Annotated in this window: 17 protein-coding genes; 3 read left to right on the forward strand and 14 right to left on the reverse strand. The window is 37.5% G+C overall.

The window, feature by feature from the left end:
• Window positions 1-10 precede the first annotated feature (10 nt).
• Window positions 11-394 carry a rhodanese-like domain-containing protein gene (locus FEZ08_RS03765; RefSeq protein ID WP_138190379.1) on the forward strand — a complete coding sequence of 128 codons (384 nt, stop codon included), beginning with the start codon at window positions 11-13 and terminating at the stop codon, window positions 392-394.
• A 121-nt stretch (window positions 395-515) separates the two neighbouring features.
• Here FEZ08_RS03765 and FEZ08_RS12725 read toward each other — a convergent pair whose 3' ends face one another.
• From FEZ08_RS12725 to FEZ08_RS03790, 5 genes are all read right to left on the reverse strand, one after another.
• Window positions 516-3,440: an InlB B-repeat-containing protein gene (locus tag FEZ08_RS12725; RefSeq protein ID WP_138190380.1), complete on the reverse strand. Its 2,925-nt coding sequence runs from the start codon at window positions 3,438-3,440 to the stop codon at window positions 516-518.
• 101 nt (window positions 3,441-3,541) lie between these two features.
• Entirely contained in the window at window positions 3,542-5,725 is a 2,184-nt protein-coding gene (locus FEZ08_RS03775; RefSeq protein WP_138190381.1) for an adhesive domain-containing protein, read from the reverse strand.
• Window positions 5,726-5,792: 67 nt separating this feature from the next.
• Complete coding sequence (locus tag FEZ08_RS03780) at window positions 5,793-6,524, reverse strand: hypothetical protein (RefSeq protein WP_138190382.1); 732 nt, start codon at window positions 6,522-6,524, stop codon at window positions 5,793-5,795.
• Entirely contained in the window at window positions 6,517-7,917 is a 1,401-nt protein-coding gene (locus tag FEZ08_RS03785; RefSeq protein WP_138190383.1) for a sensor histidine kinase, read from the reverse strand. Before FEZ08_RS03785 ends, FEZ08_RS03780 begins: the two co-directional genes overlap by 8 nt.
• Window positions 7,901-8,572: a response regulator transcription factor gene (locus FEZ08_RS03790; RefSeq protein ID WP_138190384.1), complete on the reverse strand. Its 672-nt coding sequence runs from the start codon at window positions 8,570-8,572 to the stop codon at window positions 7,901-7,903. The genes FEZ08_RS03785 and FEZ08_RS03790 overlap by 17 nt, the downstream gene beginning before the upstream one ends.
• A 289-nt stretch (window positions 8,573-8,861) precedes the next feature.
• Here FEZ08_RS03790 and FEZ08_RS03795 point away from each other — a divergent pair, with 289 nt between their 5' ends.
• Window positions 8,862-9,749 (forward strand): helix-turn-helix domain-containing protein, encoded by an 888-nt coding sequence (locus tag FEZ08_RS03795; RefSeq protein ID WP_138190385.1) that lies wholly within the window; start codon window positions 8,862-8,864, stop codon window positions 9,747-9,749.
• 272 nt (window positions 9,750-10,021) lie between these two features.
• Here FEZ08_RS03795 and FEZ08_RS03800 read toward each other — a convergent pair whose 3' ends face one another.
• Window positions 10,022-10,786 (reverse strand): nitroreductase family protein, encoded by a 765-nt coding sequence (locus FEZ08_RS03800; protein ID WP_138190386.1) that lies wholly within the window; start codon window positions 10,784-10,786, stop codon window positions 10,022-10,024.
• A 140-nt stretch (window positions 10,787-10,926) separates the two neighbouring features.
• Here FEZ08_RS03800 and rnhC point away from each other — a divergent pair, with 140 nt between their 5' ends.
• The gene (gene rnhC / locus FEZ08_RS03805) at window positions 10,927-11,847 is read left to right on the forward strand and encodes a ribonuclease HIII (protein WP_171014926.1); all 921 of its coding nucleotides are present in this window, start codon (window positions 10,927-10,929) and stop codon (window positions 11,845-11,847) included.
• Window positions 11,848-11,881: 34 nt separating this feature from the next.
• Here rnhC and FEZ08_RS03810 read toward each other — a convergent pair whose 3' ends face one another.
• The 8 genes from FEZ08_RS03810 to FEZ08_RS03845 are packed head-to-tail and all read right to left on the reverse strand — an operon-like array spanning window position 11,882 to window position 19,996.
• Window positions 11,882-12,415, reverse strand: coding sequence for a hypothetical protein (locus tag FEZ08_RS03810; protein ID WP_138190388.1), 534 nt, complete (start codon window positions 12,413-12,415; stop codon window positions 11,882-11,884).
• Window positions 12,408-12,740 (reverse strand): F0F1 ATP synthase subunit epsilon, encoded by a 333-nt coding sequence (locus tag FEZ08_RS03815; RefSeq protein WP_138190389.1) that lies wholly within the window; start codon window positions 12,738-12,740, stop codon window positions 12,408-12,410. Before FEZ08_RS03815 ends, FEZ08_RS03810 begins: the two co-directional genes overlap by 8 nt.
• Complete coding sequence (atpD, locus tag FEZ08_RS03820) at window positions 12,733-14,136, reverse strand: F0F1 ATP synthase subunit beta (RefSeq protein ID WP_138190390.1); 1,404 nt, start codon at window positions 14,134-14,136, stop codon at window positions 12,733-12,735. The genes FEZ08_RS03815 and atpD overlap by 8 nt, the downstream gene beginning before the upstream one ends.
• The gene (locus FEZ08_RS03825) at window positions 14,133-15,008 is read right to left on the reverse strand and encodes a F0F1 ATP synthase subunit gamma (protein ID WP_242003459.1); all 876 of its coding nucleotides are present in this window, start codon (window positions 15,006-15,008) and stop codon (window positions 14,133-14,135) included. Before FEZ08_RS03825 ends, atpD begins: the two co-directional genes overlap by 4 nt.
• Window positions 14,993-16,504 (reverse strand): F0F1 ATP synthase subunit alpha, encoded by a 1,512-nt coding sequence (locus FEZ08_RS03830; protein WP_138190391.1) that lies wholly within the window; start codon window positions 16,502-16,504, stop codon window positions 14,993-14,995. The genes FEZ08_RS03825 and FEZ08_RS03830 overlap by 16 nt, the downstream gene beginning before the upstream one ends.
• Window positions 16,501-17,544, reverse strand: coding sequence for a F0F1 ATP synthase subunit delta (locus tag FEZ08_RS03835; RefSeq protein WP_138190392.1), 1,044 nt, complete (start codon window positions 17,542-17,544; stop codon window positions 16,501-16,503). Before FEZ08_RS03835 ends, FEZ08_RS03830 begins: the two co-directional genes overlap by 4 nt.
• Before the next feature lie 23 nt (window positions 17,545-17,567).
• Complete coding sequence (locus FEZ08_RS03840; protein WP_171014933.1) at window positions 17,568-17,813, reverse strand: ATP synthase subunit c family protein; 246 nt, start codon at window positions 17,811-17,813, stop codon at window positions 17,568-17,570.
• Between the two features lie 59 nt (window positions 17,814-17,872).
• Window positions 17,873-19,996, reverse strand: coding sequence for a hypothetical protein (locus FEZ08_RS03845; protein ID WP_138190394.1), 2,124 nt, complete (start codon window positions 19,994-19,996; stop codon window positions 17,873-17,875).
• Window positions 19,997-20,009: the final 13 nt, after the last annotated feature.

Below are 20,009 nucleotides of genomic sequence, written 5' to 3' on the forward strand. Positions count from 1 at the left end.
GAAAATAATAATGAATATTGAAAATAGAATAAACTACTTAAATGCAGTAGTAGAATCACAATTGTCACCAACAGAAGTTGTTGAATTAGCAACTTCCACCCCAAATAAAATTCAACATGTTGATGTTAGAATCGCTCCGGCGGAATTTAAAAAGAATAAACCAATGGGCGCAATTGAAATACCGGTCATTGAATTAACACAACGTTTAAACGAATTGTCTAAGGACAAGTTAATTGTTGTATCTACTTGGGGACCAACTTGCAGTTTAGCTAAACAGGCAAGTATTATTTTGTTGGAAAATGGATACGAAGTTGTTGAATTATCTGGTGGAATAGCTTTGTGGGAAGAATTTAACTTCCCGGTTGAAAAGTCAACGTATAATTTAGCATACTAAAAAAGCCAGCTAAGTGTCTATGCTTAGCTGGCTTTTTTTATTCACATTATAGAACAATAAATATTGGGGGGATACTTATTGTCCTATAGAGTGAGAGGAGAAGACTTCTCCTCAACTCATATTATTTTTTTAGTTTAAATCTTTTAATTAGAACTACAAGTCCCCCAAGACTGACTATTCCTACTCCTAAGCCAAACAATTCCATATAGTTTTGTCCAGTAGCAGGTAAAGTTGTTTCAGTATTATCAAAAACCTCTACATTAATAGTTGTATTCAATTCTGATGTTGCCAATTCATTAAACAATGTTGCCGCAACTTGATTTTGTTCCTCGTGACTTATTTTCACCTGATAGGTACCAACTGTTGCTTTAGATAATAATTCTGTCGTATCAACCATTAATGGGTGTAACTCTTCAAGGGTTGCATCATTCCATGCTTTCGCATTTGAACGGGCAAGGATTTCATCTTCCAAAGTCCCGTTTGCAACAATAGTTTTTAAATCATTAACCGAAATACGAATATTGTCCCCTTCAATTCGCCAAACACCATCAGCAATCAAATCTTGCCAGTCGGCGATTAGGTTTAATCCGCCTGCCGGCATAGTGATTGTACCACTGTAACTTGTGTCTGCCGCGTCTTTCCAGCCTAAGAACTTGTGTCCGAACCATGTTGGCGCAGTGACTGTGTTTAAGTTAACTGTACTGTCGGTTACTTGGATGATGTCAGCTGGCTGAGTAGTTGCGTTACCACCATTCACATCGAAAGTGATGGTTTGGTCTAATGCCGTCCAGTGTGCTTCTAAGGCAAGTCCGCCAGCTGGTACGGTAGTAACTCCAGTATATTGTGTACTACCCACATACCAACCATCAAATTGATAGCCAGGACGTGTTGTACTTACGGTATCTAAATCAACTGTTGTATCAGTTTTCGCAGTGATAGATGCAACACCTGTTCCACCTTTGGTGTTAAAACTGATTACTTGGTCATCGGCTGTCCATTTCGCTTTAAGGCTTAATCCGCCAACCGGCATTGTGAATGTGCCACTGTGTTGTGTGTCAGCACTGTCGAACCATCCGACAAAAGTATAGCCGGCTCTTGTTGGTATTGCTACAGCATCTAAGTCAACACTGCTATCAGTTGGTTGAACTAAGTTCGCTGGTTTACTTGTTCCTAGTCCACCATTCACATCAAAGGTAATCGTTTGGTCGTCAGCAGTAAACTGTGCGTATAATGTTTTGTTTGACGCTGGCATCTTGCTAGTCGCGAAGTTCCACTTTGTACCAGCAGTTGCAGCATCAAACCAACCACTGAATGTATAACCAGATTTAGTTGGTACTGTTGCTGGTTCTACTACTAATGCATCAAAGGCAACTGTTTGTGTGCTTGTTGTCCCCTGATCGTTAAATGTCAGTGTGTAATTGTTTCTTGTGTATTGTGCGTACAATGTTTTGTTGCTTGCTGGCATCTTGTTAGTTGCGAAGTTCCACTTCGTTCCGCCAGTTTGAGCATCAAACCAACCCGCAAAGGTAAATCCGGTTTTTGTTGGTGCTGTTGGCTCAGTTGCTAATGTATCATAGACAACGGTTTGAGTAGTTGTCGCGCCATCATTATCAAATGTCATGGTATAACTATTGATAGTAAATTGCGCATACAATTGCACCGCATTCGCTGGCATTTTGCTGGTCGCAAAGTTCCATTGCGTACCACCAGTCGCAGCTGTAAACCACCCAGTAAATGTATATCCGGTTTTCACTGCATCTGCTGGTTTAGTCGCTAATGTATCGAATGTTACTTGTTCATCAGCAGGTTTTGTACTTGTTGCGCCATTGGTCGCAACATCATAACTTAGTACATATTTATTAGCTGTGTATTGTGCATATAATGTTACATCAGCTGCTCCTACTGTATAAGGGAAGGTTACTTTACTTCCACCAGTACTTGCGGTAAACCAGCCATTGAACGTATGTCCAACTTTTGTAGCTGTTGGTGTCGGACTAACCGCTTCACCCGGATATTTCTTAGTTGAAGCTATACTCGATACCCCGGTATTCCCATTGAAGGTCACCGTAATTGGCGTGATGAATCCGGCATCTATACTATCAAAGCCGACTGCACTTGGTGTTAAGTTTGATGTTGTTGCTTTATCATGTGTAGCACTTGCGGTTGGGGTACTACCACCGCTTGTTACCGCACTAAAACGAATTGAGTCATCATTCGTTGGATTCGTAAAGACAATATCCACATTTTGGTTCTTGTCTAATCCTAAGAAGGCATAACTTCCCGGTACACCATTTAATGTTTGGGTCGTTTTAGTTTCCAGAACCGTTGTTGTTCCGGCTTCATAAGCGGTAACAACAACACCATTGAGTCCGGTTTCTGTCCCATTTAACAAACCATTCCGGTCAGTATCGTTAAACACTTGTCCTTTGATAACTCCGGTTTTTAAGCGAATCGCTACCGGCTCACTTGGTACATTGGCAACAATACCGCCTAAGTCTCGCTTAATTAATGCTGTATAAATGTTGGTTCCACCAGCTTGTGTGTCAGCAGTTGCCGGATCCATATCAATGGTGAAGGTAATTTCATCTTGACCACCATCAGGAATTACATCAGTTGTGACAATCCGGACCGCTTTAATGGTTGTTTTATCAGTAATCTCATTCCATGTTTTCCATGAAACATCATCAAAATTATTTGTATACGTTGTACTGTAACGAACGGTATAAGCGTAATTCGTGCTTGATACATCAATTGGATTATTCAGAAGCACATCCCATTCAAAATTCTGTTGTTGGAAGTCGCTTCCGGCATTTTGTCCTGCTTTAGGAATTGGGATAATTGCTTTATAGCCATTGATATTTTGTCCTGAGTTATTCGAAACTGATAATTTATATTTAGCTTCACCATAAGGGTTTAAATCAATAATTGTTTTCCCGCTGACATAATCATATGTTGTCCAAGAACCGTTGTTTAGATTGGCAGCTGTTGCTACATTAAACGCAATGTTCGGTTTAACAATTAATTGTGCAGATGCTAAGCCCGACATAAGGTTTTGAGAACTACTACGGTTACTGCTTAGTTCATATTTATTTTCAATTGTTTGTCCACTATTTCCAGTTATTGATATTTTGTCATTTAGTGGTTCTGCTAAAGTAATTCCTGTATAATATTAGACATACTTTCAATAATACTTGGAGACGTTGATAAAGCTTTAATATCAAAATTATATCCTATTTTTTTAAGATTGCTATTGAAATCAAATCTTGCTGTCGGAATATAAATTTTATAAACCTTAACACCACTATTATCAATAAAATCTGAAATAATAGCATTGCCATCTGTGCTGGAAAATACTGTTCCATCACTATCTGTGATCTTTAGTGATGAAGCATCGATATATATTCCATCTAATTCACGTAGATAGAAGTTAAACCCTTTCATACTAGAAGTCCAGAAATTATAGTTATCATGATTATAAGAAAAGTTTCCTGAAACAGTTTTAGTTTCACCACCAAGTAGTGTTACTGATGTAGTAGAGCTATTAGGGCGGAATTCACCACTACTACTAAAACTGGAAGTTATATTAGCAGATTGAGCATTACTGCCTGAAAAATCACCATCATTTGTTATAGTAAACACAGATTTAACGCTCTTACCACTTTCTGCACTTGGCAAAATATCACCATAAAACATTGCCTGAGAATAAGCTGCGGAAGCTGCTGATTCATTTGTTGCCACAGAGATGAAATTTCCTGGTATTCTTACCTCATCCCATGACAAAGAAGCAATATATTCTTCTTTGTTTGGAGTTATATCTGCATTAGCAAATAAAGATAACATTTTATCCGGTGCGGAACTAAGAACATCCGGAAAAATAAATACTCGTCCATCCGTAGTAATTCCTGTAATATTATACGCTTTTATTCCACTACGCATATAAACACTGGTAACTCCTATCATTGTAGTATCAAAATCAACTTTTAAACTCTGATCGGTTACAGAATCTGCTTGGGTATTTCTAATTGGCAATGTTCCCAATAAGATAGCTCCGCTATCTGCATTTTGCAACGATACTTTTGTTGTCCGTGGGAAAACCTCTGCTTTATTTTTATATGATTCTTGAATATTGATAGTAAATGTGTATAACCCAGCATTAGTTCCAAATTCAGCTGCACCATACGGCTTAACATACGAATTATAGCCATTAACTTTAACAGGAGTTACTTTGTAAGTTTCTCCCGCTACACCAAGACCATCAGAAGTAAATGTAAAGTAGAAATTTTTTCCAGTTGTTAAAAAATCTTTTGCTGTAATAGTAACATAATTTAAAGTTGGATTACTTTCATCAACTATAGTAGTTATATTATTAGTGCTATTATTCATATATACATTTTCTAGCGTTAACTGTTTTGGATATGAATATTTAACTGTCCATTGTTCATATAATATACCATAAGAGTCTTGATTATTAAGCCCAGTTGTATAGAAGTACATATCTTTATTGGTGTAAATATTGTCTACTTGATCAGCATACATATATGAAACCGAACTTGCACCCCAGAATTTTGGTGCAAGTGGCGAAGTAAAACGGATATTTTCGACAACCTCTTCATCAATCGCAACATTATCCATTACTGAGCGCACTGAAATCGGATTAACTAAATCCATATTTCCGTTATTTAGCAAATAAGTTCCAACCATGCTAACGGTAAACTGTAAGTCTACTTTACTTGCAGATGCTATAACATCATAAACAACATATCCCGAAAGATCCGATATTGTACTATTAATTGCTGGTATTGCATCGGTATTTTTAAAGTAAGTAGCATTTAAAACTACTCCTTTTAGTTGATCCGGCAAAGTTGAAGCATCAAAAACAGTTGTGCCTGTTTTAAAGCCCTCGATATTATCAAACTTAAAATCTTTGGTTAATGCTACAATAATTTGTTTATTCGGTGTTGTACTATCTGGAAAAACTGCGCTAACATTCAATGATTTTCCCGAAGTTGTCCCGAAAGCTTGACTGGCAGAATAACTCAAGTTATTATCGCCATTTAAATCATAACCATCAAAGCTAGCAAGACCAATCAAAAACGGCGAAAGCTTTGTCATCAGCGGTGCATCTTCTACTGAGGCACTATTGCTTTCGTCTTCAGCAGTATCATCAGTTGTTTCTACTTTATTATCTTCAGTATTATTTTCACTTGCTTGAATATCTGTTTGTTCATTCTCATTACTGAAGTTAATCGCAAAAACATTTAAATTCATTTGCGATACTACTACAAGCGTTGCCACTAATAAAAGGCAACTAATTTTTACTATTTTTTTCATAGGAAAATCCCCCTTAAATATAGATTATAAATAAATCATAGCCTATTAATATTCCTTATTCTGTATATTATTGGTTTGAATTGTGAGATTTATGATGCGTTCGCTTATGCATGACTTTTTTTAAATTAGCCATTGTACGTAAAGACCAAAAAAATTGCAAGAACAGAAAAATTATTGGAATAACCAACATAATGACTACGCCAATTTTCAATATCGTAAATCCAAAAGAATCAAATAGTTCAAACTCATTCTCAGAATTTAAAAACAAATTTTGATCATACCAGCCACTTTCTGTGTTATTTACCAAGGCTGAACTTTCAATTAAGGTTATTGGTACGCTAGTTGAAATACCTAACGCATTAAATGAAATCTCGTATGTTCCCACTTCAAACCTTAACTTACTTGTATCGACTCCATCTATCGGTAACTCCTCAAGAGTATCAATACGCCATGCATGGGCGTCAGTAGCCTTTATCCAATCATATATTTGATATCTTTTTGCATCTGTAATACTTATAGTTACTCCAGTAGCATCAATAGCATTATTTCCGGTAATAAAGGTAAATGGACCTTCAACAGTAATATAAATTGTTTCTTCAAGTGCTAAACCATTTTGATTATAATAAATCTTTATCGGGTATGTTCCTGGTCGGTATGAACTACTTTCCAATTTTTGAATAGTATTAGCTATAGCCTCATCTTGAGATTCATAAAATTCCGGAGTAACTGCAAATGTTTTTACATTTAGCAAACACAGTATGGAAAATGAAAAAATAATAGTTATGATAGTTTTACGCATCTTTTCTCACCTCTTCAATAGGCAATATAATTGTGAGTAAAACACCATTATCTTTCTTTTCAAATGTCGCACTGCCACCATGTCCGGACACCATACTCTTTATTGTATACATTCCTATACCGCTTCCAAAATTGATATCCTCATCGTTTATATGATAAAACAAATCAAATACTTGTTCGAAATCAATATTCTCAGTGTTCTCTTTATCATTGTAGGCCTCAATAACTAAAAAACCATTTTCGGCAAACATGCTAAGTTCAAATTCTCCGTACTCATCAGCATACTGACAAGCATTGGAAATAATATTATGAAAAACCTGCTTTAATTCAAGCGGTTGAAAATATCCATAAATTTCTTTTGGGGCATCTAAAGAAACAGTTAGATGGCGTTTTTCAAATAAAGTTGCAAATAGCTTTAGCATATCCTTTGCTACTGCTACCACATTGATGACCGTTGCATTGTTATCAACTATTTCTTCTTCATTCATCACTAATAAAGCTTCACTTATTTCATTCATAAGTTGATCATCAATATCTGCTAAGTCTTGAAGTATTTTCAACTCAAGTTCATCATTAGGATTAAGATAACCTTGGAGACGTTCATTCTGAATCATCGCAATATTTATTGGAGTCTTTAGATTATGAATAATCGCAGTTGCCAATCGTTTTTGATAAACTGTACGTTCTTTTTGTTCTTGAAGTTCTCGCTCCAAACTAGAATAGTTATCATCAATCTTAGACATTTTCCCTAATAAATCTTCACTAAATATACTTAAATCTTCTGATAATGCATCATACTCCATTTCACTGCTGCTCTGTAACTCATCAAAACGATATTCTTTTAAGTTCATAATGTTTTTTTGAAGCCGACGAATTGGCAATATAAGTTGGCGGAATAAAATCACAACCAAAACTATCATAATTACACTAAGAATTACAATTCCAGTCATAAGAATACTCATGATAATCTCAAAGAAAACTTGACTGCTCATCTTATGAATCGCTAACCATACCTGATAAATACCATTACCATTTTTCACCTCAAAGGCACCATGATAACTCAAATAGTCATTATCGGTTTCAGCTTTAAGCTTTGAAAAACTTGTTTCAGCCATATTCGAAAAGATAACTGCTGCCTCTTGTTTAACAACAATATCTAGCTTGTACTCACTTGCGAATTTTTCAATTTCTTGTGCAACAATGCTTTGATCAACTGCTAATCTTTCATTCAGTTGTGACCGGATTTCATTGACTTCATTCTGTTCTAATTGAGTATATAAAGAAGGAATATTATATATTAAAAAAGCCAAAGCAATAACAATAATAATATACAAACAGCCAATAACATTAAACAGCATGCGCCAATTTATTTTTTTCTTATTCCGACCATTCATAACCAATACCACGAACCGAATAAATACTAAATAACTCTAATTTGCGTCGAAGCTGTTTAATGACTTGGTCAACGTTCCTAGGATCAACTGAAAATTCATTTCCTTTCCAGATTTTAGAAATAATTTCTTCTCTTGGAAGCACAGTGTTTTTATTCAACAAGAAAATGATTAACACATCGAATTCTAAACGGGTTAATTGAATTTCTTGTTCGCTTTTAAACACTTTTCTTTCAGAAAAATTGACCTTTAATTTTTGCGATCTACTTTCTAAATACTCAACTTCTTCAGTGAATGCACCTTTATGAAGTGCTCGGTTAATTCTAGTTAATAAGACCCGTATTGAAACCGGCTTTTTAATAAAATCACTGGCGCGCAACTCTAAGCCACGAACCTCATCGTCTTCTTCATCAGAACCAGTCAGCAAAATAACTTTTACTCTTGAATCCAATTTTTGTAGAATTGCCAAAAACTGCAATCCATCAATCATATCCATCATGATGTCACTAAGTACTAAATCATATCGTTTATCTTTAAACAAACTTAATCCATCAGCAACATTTGAAGCGAGATCAACCTCGTATCCTTCAAGTCGCAGTACCTCAGCAATAACACTTTGGAATTTTATATCATCATCAACAAATAATATTTTATACATATAATCCCCCCAGATTAATCAATGATATTATTAATATTCTCCTAATTCTGAGTCTACACTAACTCTAAAACAATTGCAGTAATATTTGAGTGAGTTTTATGAGTTTTGTGATACTTGACTCGGCATAGTTATGTCCTATCATACTCTGAATATACAATGTTTTGTAAAAAAATACATATATACATAGTTTTGTTGATAATGCACAAATAATATTCATACTGCAAATTCTATGCATTTTACTATCACAATAGCTATAATATGAATATATACATACCTGTGAGGCGTTATTATGAAGAAAAACTATAATGAATCCTTTGAAGAACTTGGCAAACAACTAAAAAGCATTCGCAAGGGCAAAAATATAACTCAGACAGAAGTTTCAAAAGCATTACTTAGTCAGTCGCAAATTGCAAGAATCGAGAACAATATCTCGATGCCTTCAACACAAAATTTTATTAATATTTTGGATAAACTGAATATCACCCCGAATGAGTTTTTCTATATTTCCAACGGGATAGAAAAGAACCCAAAAGTTATCCTCTTAAATTTATTACAAGAGCTATCAAATACCGGAAAAATTGAAGTTGCAATAACTGCCAAAGAATTATGCACTTTATATCATAATCAACTAAATGATCCGGTTTTTGCTGAGTTTCTAACAATAATTGACTGTCACTTATATGTCATGAAACATCATACATTTGTTGTCCCAAAGAAATTATTAAATCAGCTTCACAAAATTTGGGATAACCTATTCATCATGGAAGAATGGCATCTCTATGAATTAAATTTAATTTGCTATGTAATATTATTCGGTCAACTTGATAATTCGATAGAAATCGGGATAGACGCAATTTATCACGCAAAAAAATACAGATTTTATAAAGAAGCAAATATAATTATCCAACAACTCTATTTTTCATTAACAACGTTGCTTATCCAAAACCAAAAATATGAATTAGCACTCCAGTATTGTACCGATTACTTTGAATCAAATCTATATGGAATTGCACTGCACTTATCTATTTACACCTTATATAACAAAAGTATTGCATACACTAAATTAAATAATTTTGAGCAATCTAATACTACTTTAGCAACAGCGCACTCATTGGAATCTCTGCTCGGACTTCCAAAAGATACTTACCCTAATTACATGCAATTATTAATTGATTGAGTGCATTTTTTTGAATTAAGGAAAAATAAAAAACCATCAGTTGAACGGACTGATGGTTTTTCTAGGGTTTTTGCGCATGGACAACGCATTAAAATAAAGTTTTTCATCAAAGATTCTTAAGGGGGATATCTATCATAAGATGAAAAATGAGGAAAATGATAATTTTAACATATAAATTATCATCGATGTATCTTTGCTGTTGCTACTTCTAAGATACTCACTTATTATAGCAACCTGAAAAGTAAAAATAACTATTTATAAAAATTTTTATACTATTTTTTTCCATAACTATTCCAAGCATCAATTCCAGCTTTAACTGAACGGCTCATTTCATCCATGAAATCAGTACCATTTTTACGTTTATACATCCATAAACCGAAGTTATCTTCTTTTTCCGGATACTTCTTAGCAGTGTTCATTTCCACCAGCTCTGCATCCGTAAGTTCCTGATATTCATTTTCGAAGACAACATATTTGGCATCATAACGGTCTCGTTTCACGCGCTCCATATCCTCAGGGTAATGACCAAAGGTTAACATCGTCACCGGAAACGCTAATTCCGGTAATTTGAATAAATCACGGTGAGCCTCATAATGTTCCATGATATCACCAATGTAGCATGAACCAATGCCCAAGCTTTCAGCGGCGATGACTGCGTTTTGGGCAGCGATGATGGCATCGTTCGCCGCCAACAGGAACTCGCCTTCTTGTGGGTAGTGCATAGCTTTGTCTTGTTCTGCGCACCATTGTGGGACACCTGATACGCGATAGTATTCATACCACTTACTGAAATCCAAAACAAAAACTAAAACCATCGGCGCTTTAGCGATGAATGGTTGGTTATCACAGCTTTTCACCAAAAAATCCTTCTTTGCCTGATCGGTGACGTCAATAATTGAGTAAAGCATCATATTTCCGGCTGTTGGTGCACGCAATGCACTATGTAAAATTGCCTGCTTATCCTCCGGACTGATTGGCTTGTCAGCATAACGCCGCAATGAACTGCGTGCTTCGATGACTGATAATACTTGATTCATCTTGCATACCTCCTTAATATTGTTAATAATTATAACACTCACAATTCAAATTGCAATAACTTTCCGCAATTCTTCGTGGAAATTGCTATACCAGCTCCCCTGATTTCTGCTATACTATTAAGGAAAGGATGTGCCGCAACGTGCCAATCACTCTACTTGCTACAAATGAAGTTATCGAAAAAATGCATTTTTTTTATAGTGAACAAATTGACGCGAAAACGCCGCCCTACGCGGTCTTTCGCGCTCGCACCGATAACTGTGTTATTACCGCCTATGAATCGCTGAAAGTTGTCTTTCAGGGCGCGGGCGAAACGCAGGAAGCCAAGCTCTGGCAAGGCTTCCTGCCAGAGTCAGCCAGTAGTACGGCTAAGCCAGTACCTGCAAAGTCTGATGGCCACAGCGCCGGTAAGTACCGGCACTTGCAGGCGATCGGTTCGGATGAATCCGGCGTCGGCGATTATTTCGGGCCGCTGACTGCGGCCGCGGCCTACATCGGGCATGAGCAACAAGCCATTGTTGCTCAGTATCGCTTGCTTGACAGCAAGCAGTTGACCGATGACTACATTCGCAGCATCGCGCCAAACTTGATGCAAGAGATTCCTTATAAAATTGCTATTATGCCAAATGAAAAGTACAACCTTTATCAGGCACAGGGCGTGAACGCCAACAAGATGAAAGCTATTCTCCATAATCATGCGCTGAGCGATTTAAAAGGCCGTATTACTGCGCCAGTAGATTTGATTCTTGTTGACCAGTTCGTTAATGAGCGCAAATATTATGAGTATCTGGCGGGAATGCAGCCATTAACCGGTCTGACCTTCGAAACCAAGGCTGAAAACATGCATCCGGCGGTAGCAGCTGCTTCAATTCTAGCCCGCTACACCTATTTACAGGCCATGGATAAATTGTCGGCTGAGGTTGGAGTTCAACTTTTAAAGGGTGCGAATGCTAAGGTAGATGAACAAATTCGCATGCTGGTTGCTCAAAACGGCAAAGAAATCCTGAATCATATCGCCAAAGTACATTTCGTTAATACCGAAAAAGCTTTGGGAGAAAATTAAAAAAGAGTTATCCTCAGGATAACTCTTTTTCTCTTTACATAAATAATTGCTTGCGGATGCCATAAAACAGGAGTTGATGTAAACTAATCCAAATGACAGCCGCAAAAATAACTTCTGCGATGGCAAGCGGCAGGAAAAAAATATTATTGCTGATTGCAAACCATAATGCAAATTGGCCACCATAAAGCAGGATGTAAAGAAAAATAATAATGATGTACAAAGTTGTACGATCCTGATACTCTGACACTCGCTTCAACCAGTAATCCTTCAATTGCAAAATCAATAATATCGCTGTTCCCAGCCAATATGTTGCTGGTATCATGAAGTCAAAAACTACAAGAATACCGGCAAGCCATTGAAAAGTAATAAACAGGCATAAGTGAGTAAGTGTTGCGGCATCCAGATGCCAGCTATATTGCACCTTATTTGCAAATTGAATTCGTTGCAGGGAAAACGGCGTTTTTTGCAACCATCGTTCAATTAGTTTAAGCAACAGCCATGATATTAGTGGTGCAAGCAAGATAAAGAGCACTCCGGCCAACAACTCTGAAATAATATAATCATTCATGTTCTTCATCATCCTTCTCACTTAAACGCAGTCGTTTGACTTTTTGATATATTTGCCAAATATGATTTTCATCATTAGAAGTTAACTGGGCAATAACATGGGCACGATTTTCATGAATATGAACATAACCAAGCGCCGCAAATAAATCTTCATCACCGCTGTCACTAAGAATGCTGATTTTAGAAAATTCAAAGAAGCTCAGGAAGTCAGCGTGCCGTTCCAGAACGGTACGCTGACCAGTATTCGTGTCAATAACAAAGCCCTTCACATCTTTTTGGTATAGAACCCCTGAGGGCGAAACGATTTCTAAATACACGTTACGCACCTACTTCTTCATTATTTTGGAATAATTCTTCAACACTACCAATATACAAGAACTCTTGCTCTGAAAACTGATCACAACGTCCATCAAGAATCATTTCAATACTGGTTAAGGTATCTTCTAATTGCATAAAGACTCCCGCTTTACCGGTGAATTTTTCAGAAACTGCAAATGGTTGCGAGAAATAGTTACGGATTTTACGGGCACGGTTTACAATGTTTTTATCATCATCGCTAAGCTCTTCCATACCAAGCACATTGATAATTTCTTGTAACTCAGTATACCGTTGTAAGGTTGCTTTAACACTATTGGCAATATTATAATGACGCTCGCCAACAAAGTGTGGGTTGAGAGCCCGAGACGAAGATGCTAATGGATTGATTGCCGGGAAAATACCTAATGAAGCAATACTTCTTTCCAAAACGATTGTTGAATCCAAGTGACTGAATGTTGCTGCTGCTGATGGATCATCTACGTCATCAGCAGGTAAGAATACTGCCTGAATTGAAGTAATTGAACCATCCTCAGTTGAAGCAATACGCTCTTGAAAAGCACCGATTTCTTTACTCAGGGTCGCTTGATAGCCACCAGTAATCGGAATCTTGCCTAACAAAGCGGCAACTTCTGATCCCGCTTGAACAAATCGGAACACATTATCAACAAAGAATAAAACATCCTTCTTGTTAACATCACGGAAGTACTCAGCAATTGTTAATCCGGTCATTGCTGCCCGCATCCGTACTCCCGGTGATTCATTCATTTGTCCTAATACAACCGCTGTTTGTGGCAGCACACCACTCTCTTCAAGTTCTTTATAGAGGCCGATTCCTTCACGAATCCGTTCACCGACTCCAGCAAATACTGAATAACCGCCTTGTAATCCAACATTATTAATCAGCTCTTGCATTAATACGGTTTTCCCTACACCGGCACCACCAAACAGTCCAGCCTTGCCACCTTTTAAAATCGGACACATAACGTCGACAACTTTAATTCCGGTAAGCATAATTTCTTTCTCAATAGAGAGTTGGGTAAAGTCCGGTGAATCACGGAAAATTGACCACTTTGTTTCAGCAAGTGGCGCCGGCTTACCATCAATTGGCTCACCATACACATTCATCATTCGTCCTAATACTTCCGTGCCTACCGGCACCTCAATTGAACGTTTTAAATTTACAACTTTATCACCGCGACGAAGTCCACTGACTTCACCAACAGCAATCGCCTTTACCGTACTGATTCCTGAATGTTGCACAACTTCGGCAACATACGTTCCTTGATAAGTTTGGTATTCTAAGGCATGGCCGATTTCAGGAAGATACTCGTTGCCGAATTCAATTTCCAAAACAAACCCGCTGATTGCGATAATGACACCTTGTTCTTTTTGGCTTATCGTCATTCTTTTTCCTCCTTAATAATCTGAGCTCCAGTTATAATATCAATAAGTTCGCCTGTTGCTTGCTGCAACCGGCTTTTTTTACGTAATGCAATTGATTCATCCAATCGCTCACTGGTATTTTCATTTGCTGCTTTCATGGCAATCCGCCGCGCACAATACTCACTGGCAACTGAATAAAGCAGCATACTGTATATTAAACCACACAGATAGTTTTCTAAAAGTTGGTACTCCAACTCATCATCTTGTTCTTCAAAGTCAAGCACACCACTTAATTCATCAGTAACTGTTGCTACTTCCGCCTCCGGTAAATCGGGATAAATTTTGGTAAATTGTGCTTGCGACTGTACAGCATTTAAATACTGCGTAAACACTACATAAATACTATCAAAACGACCACTACGAATATTGCGAATAAGCTCTGTTGTAAGAATTGTTGCCTGCTCTAAGTTAATTGCTTCAAGCGGCTCGTTGATGGTCTGAATAATTGTTTGTTCTTTTCTTTCTAAATAACGCTGGCCCTGATTGCCAATAACAATAAACTCTTTATTGGCGTCCGTCGGTAATGTCGTTAATAGTTTATCAATTTGCTTGAATACTTCTAGGTTATAGGCACCACAGAGACCGCGATTCGACGTTACCATGAGAATCGCGATATTTTCTTCCGTACCTTCACCAGCACCAAAACTAATAGTATTTGAAAGCTGCTGTAAACTTTTCAAAATTGTTGTGTAATAAGCTACTGCGCTTTCAGCCCGCTGACGGTAACCGCCAAGCTTACTTAATGTTGAGAGCTCCGTTACCCGTACAATTTTCTTGGTTGTATTTAAAGCATTAATTTTTTTAGTTAGTTCTTGAATTAATCCTGCGCCCACAAAAACGCCTCCTTGGTTTGCACAATCAATTGTGTACAAACGACAATAGCCGCTTCATCAAGTTCGCTTAATTCTGGTAATCGCTGGCTGAGTGCACTAAAATCAGTATCGATCAGACTTTTTTCAAGTAATACTGTTTTAAATGCATGTACTTGTTCAATCGGAACATCAATGAAGAACCCTTCTTGGAAAGTAAAAAGCAATAATACCAGTTGCGCTAAAGCGTTGGGAGTTACAATCGGCTGTTTGAATATTTCCAATAATATCTGCCCATTAGTAATAGTTTTCAAGCTTTCTTCATCTAAAGAGTTATCAAATGCCAAGAATTCTTTTAGTTCATCAAATTGTGATAAGATCAAAGTTAAATTCTTGCTAAGCTTACGCACTATTGGGTGCTGTGCATCGCCACCAACCCGAGATACTGATAAACCAATATCAACTGCCGGTTTTTGACCGCTGTTAAATAGATCAGAACGCAAAAATAGCTGCCCATCAGTAATTGAAATAACATTGGTCGGAACATAAGAGGTAATATCATCCGAAAGCGTTTCGACAATCGGCAAAGCTGTAATTGAACCGCCGCCATTCGCTTCATTCAATTGAACCGCGCGTTCCAATAAGCTTGAATGGATGTAGAAGATATCACCAGGATATGCTTCACGCCCCGGTGGACGACGGAACAGTAATGTAATTGCTCTGTAAGCATCAGCATGTTTACTTAAATTATCAAATACAATCAAGACATCTTTTCCTTGATCGCGCCAGAATTCGGCAAGCGCCATACCAGTGTATGGTGCTAAGTACTGCATTGTTAAACTGCTGTTTGCCGCAGCACTGACTATTGTTGTATACTCAAGCGCACCATATGTTTTTAAAGTATGGGCAACATCTGCAACATAAGACAACTTTTGGCCAATAGCCACATAAATACAACGAACATCTTGACCGCGTTGATTGATAATCGTATCAATTGCAATTTGGGTTTTTCCGGTCTGTCGGTTTCCTAAAATAAGTTGCCGTTGACCACGACCAATTGGGGTGATTGCATCAATAATTGATAAACCGGTAATCAATGGCCGTGAAACACCATCAATAGTCATAATTGGTGGTACAACATTGAATGCCGGATAACTTTTACCGGTTTCACCTAATGAAGAACCATCCATTGGTGTACTCAACGAGTTAATTACTTTACCTAAAAGTTCATCTCCAACCGGAGAACTAAAAATTGTTTTGGTTGAGACAACTTCCATTCCTTCGCAAATATCGTTTGTATCTTCAAAAAGTCCGACACCCAGAAATTCTTCACCTAAGTCAAGCACTAAACCATTATATTGTTGATTAATGATGACAACTTCATGCAATCTCGCTGCTTCAAGTCCGGAACAAAAAATAATTCCATCAGCAACACGCTCGACACGGCCATAATTTTTTATGTATTCCAGATCAACCGGAAGTTCAAATTTATCTGCATCAAAGTTTATTTGCTTATTCATGCATTCACCACCTCTTTCATTTCTCTGATATATCCATTGACTAAAGCTTCATAGGATAAATCTATACTTATATTTTCGTGACGAATCACAATACCGCCCAGCATATTGCGGTCGATAGTTGTTTTAATTCGGTATTGGGGATAAGTTTCACTCCACAATGCCGAAAAAGTTTCTTCAGCCTCGCTATCAGCAACTGTAATTTCAATAATACCGGTATAAAAATAAATATTGTAGCATTTTACGAAGTTACTGTATAACGCAATCATTTGTCGGTAAGAATATTTTGTTAACATGTAAAAGAGGAACTGAATAAATTCAGCATCCAGATTTGCTAACAGTTCGTCATCATACATTGCCTTTAACTGTTGTTCTTCTGAAAGAAAACGATTCTGAATAATTCGTTTTACTTTAAAGGTTCTGAGTCGTTTATAAAAAGTTGCAAATGATTCTGCAAACGATTCAAGTTCTTGATGTGAATACATATCGAATATTCGCAAAATAACTCTGTATGGTAAAGCACAACGCACCTTATATTGCTCCATAACCACACTAAACTCATTAATAGCATGTTGTAAGAAACGTGGCTCTTCAGCCTTATTTTTTTGTAACACATCCGTATATAACTTTTCAATTAACGTTGTGTCAACATTTATATCATTTTTAGACTCTGTTGACGCAACTTCTTTTGTGTTTGCATCAGCCTTAATTGCTAAAACTTGTTCGGTAAATTTAGCCTCAATAGCTGAGCGCTCAATGACATAAGTTTCTCTTGCTGTTTTTATTTCAAAAGCAAAGCGTTCCGACATTTGTGCGGTTTTTGTTCGCTGAGCTTCAAGTTCATCGCCAAGTTGCGTATTTAAAGCCTTATAATGCTCTACTTGTAACTGCAATTGCTCCTGACGAATAAAATTCTCATCATGCAATGAGTCAAACAAAACAACAAACCGCTTTTGAATCTGCTTTTTAAGAAAAGTAATCATCTCAATAAAGCCGAAAACAATTAAAACGCAAAGGACAATGCCAATCAATATAATTTTCATGATTAATTCATATCCCTTCGGTATTAATGTATAAACGGATTAAGGAAAATCAATACAATTGCAATTGCTAAAGCAAACAATATCAATACAATCATTGTCAATAAGCCAATGAACAACATATTCATAACTTCCGGTTTGGCACTCGGGTTTTTACCGACTGCCTCGGTCGCCTTACTCACAGCAATTCCTTGACCGATACTCGCGCCTAAAACTGCTAAACCAATTGCTAACGCAGCGCCAAGAACACTCAGCCCAACTACTAAATTCATATCCATATTTTTTTCATCCTTTCGTTCTCACTGCCACATTCAATATGCCAGAGGAAATCCTAATCTAGGTAAGTGTAAAATAACAACTGGTTCGCTTCATCGTAAACAGCAACCCGAAAATCAAACTGCTCAACACTCAATGCCGTTATCCGCGTCTCAAACTGCCAAATATCAGCATCGCGCTGTTCAAGTTCGCCCTCAAAAAACGACTGCCATTCACGATCATCGGCAACATCATTTTTGTTGCTGCGTTCAAGAATCACTTTAAAATTACTTATATCTTCTTGATTTTCGAAACGAAACTCAAGAAGAAAATTATTTATCGCAGTAATCGAATTGCTACTGCTTCCAACTACATCGCTATCAACTTTTTCTTCAATCAGCACCAGTGATGCCGGCTGTTTAAAAGTAAATGTCGAATCGAGCGGGTATGTAAAGGTTTCAATAGCGCCGCTTGCTCTATCTGCTGCTACAATTTGTAGCTCTGCTTTATAATCCTGCTCTTCTGCGGATGTTTCCGGGACAAGTGTAATTGAGCCATCACGCTTATCCGTAATAACTGCATCGATTGCTCCGCCAAACCAACGATTCTCAGTAAGAACAACATTTGCATCCAACATCTCGTAATCATCAGACTGCCAATCATATTCAACACGAATCGCTTGTCCTGCTGCCCGCACCGACTGCAGTCCACTCATTCTTGTTGTCGGCATCGTATAATATTGCGCAGATTGATTCAATAACATTTCTTCACCATTAGTTAATTCAATTTTTAATTGGAATTGATACGCCGTTTGCGGCTTCAATCCACGAATAGTAATCTGCTCACCAATATCTGCTAAACGGCTTGCATTCACTGCTACTTCAAAACTCTGACCAAATAATGATTTTTCACTAACTACTAAAGTCGCCTTACTGATACCTTCGATTTTCACATCAGTGGCTACTGTAAGCGTCATATCACTTGAACGTGCTAAATCTACATTGTATAAAGCCCGGACTGACTGAGTACTCAACTCAGGACTCAGTACGCGAATCGTCTGTATCCCACTATTATCACCTAAATCAAACTGATAACTTAAACGCAACTGATAATCATGATTGCTAGCCAAATTTGTAACATTCAAAATGCTTTCATTACTATTATGATAAAGCGTCTGCACCACGCTGTTATTAGCTAAATCTAAAACCTCAACACTAATCGGTCCAACTAAGGTATGATCAATATCATAAATTGTTAACTTAGTTGCGACGCTGGTTACCCCGGCGTCAACATAATCAAATTGCACTGTAGGAATCTTTCTTGCCATATTGGCATTCAATTCTTCCAGCTTCTTCATAATCACTGACCAATCATCAATTTCAGGAATTTGTACTGATGCACTGCTGCCACTTGTAGTCGTACCGCTCACCGTTTGGTTCGCGCTGCCGCTGCCTTGACTGTTATTTGAACTACTGTTATTCTCTGATGAAGCATTTGCTTTACTCTCAACAACTAGTTTCAAGTTGTCAGTACCGCCAAACTTACTTAAATCAATAACTGCGCCATCAACAAGATACACCTCATTGCTGACATCAAACGCCAAGTGGTCATTAATCCATAACACTAAATGACCTATAAAGCGTTGCTTCTTCTTATCAGCAAATACGGTTACACTTCCGCTCTTATCAATCAACAGTTCAGGATTACTAACGGTCCCCATTTCGGTACCATCAACAATAATCTTCGCATCAGCTGCCAGAAAATACTGACGGTTAGCAATTTTTACGATATTGTTTTCATCTATAGAAGCACCGGAATTATCGCTAGGGGCGTAGCGATGATTCCCTGAATTCTGATAAACCACACGGGGCGTCAGCATATTACTGATACCGGCTGTATCAATATTAGTAACCTCTTGGGTAAAGAATACATCACCATTTTCATAGAAAAGCATAGCACTTTCCGGTAGTGTGAGCTGCTCTTCACTGCTGGTTTCAATAAGCTGCTCATTATTCCAGCTGCGATACAGCAAATCCTGATTTTGGAATTGAATCGTTTCGTAGTCGCTGTTCAGCGCTACACCCTCGCCCTCGAGGTAATACGCATCCAGGCGGATACTCTGAAATGAGCCCCAGCCAATCAGAGCAGCAACAATTACTACGGCACTGATTAATACTAAAAATATTTTTTTTGTTTTCATAGTTGTTCTGCTC

This window comes from Culicoidibacter larvae (assembly GCF_005771635.1).
Taxonomy (GTDB): domain Bacteria; phylum Bacillota_I; class Bacilli_A; order Culicoidibacterales; family Culicoidibacteraceae; genus Culicoidibacter; species Culicoidibacter larvae.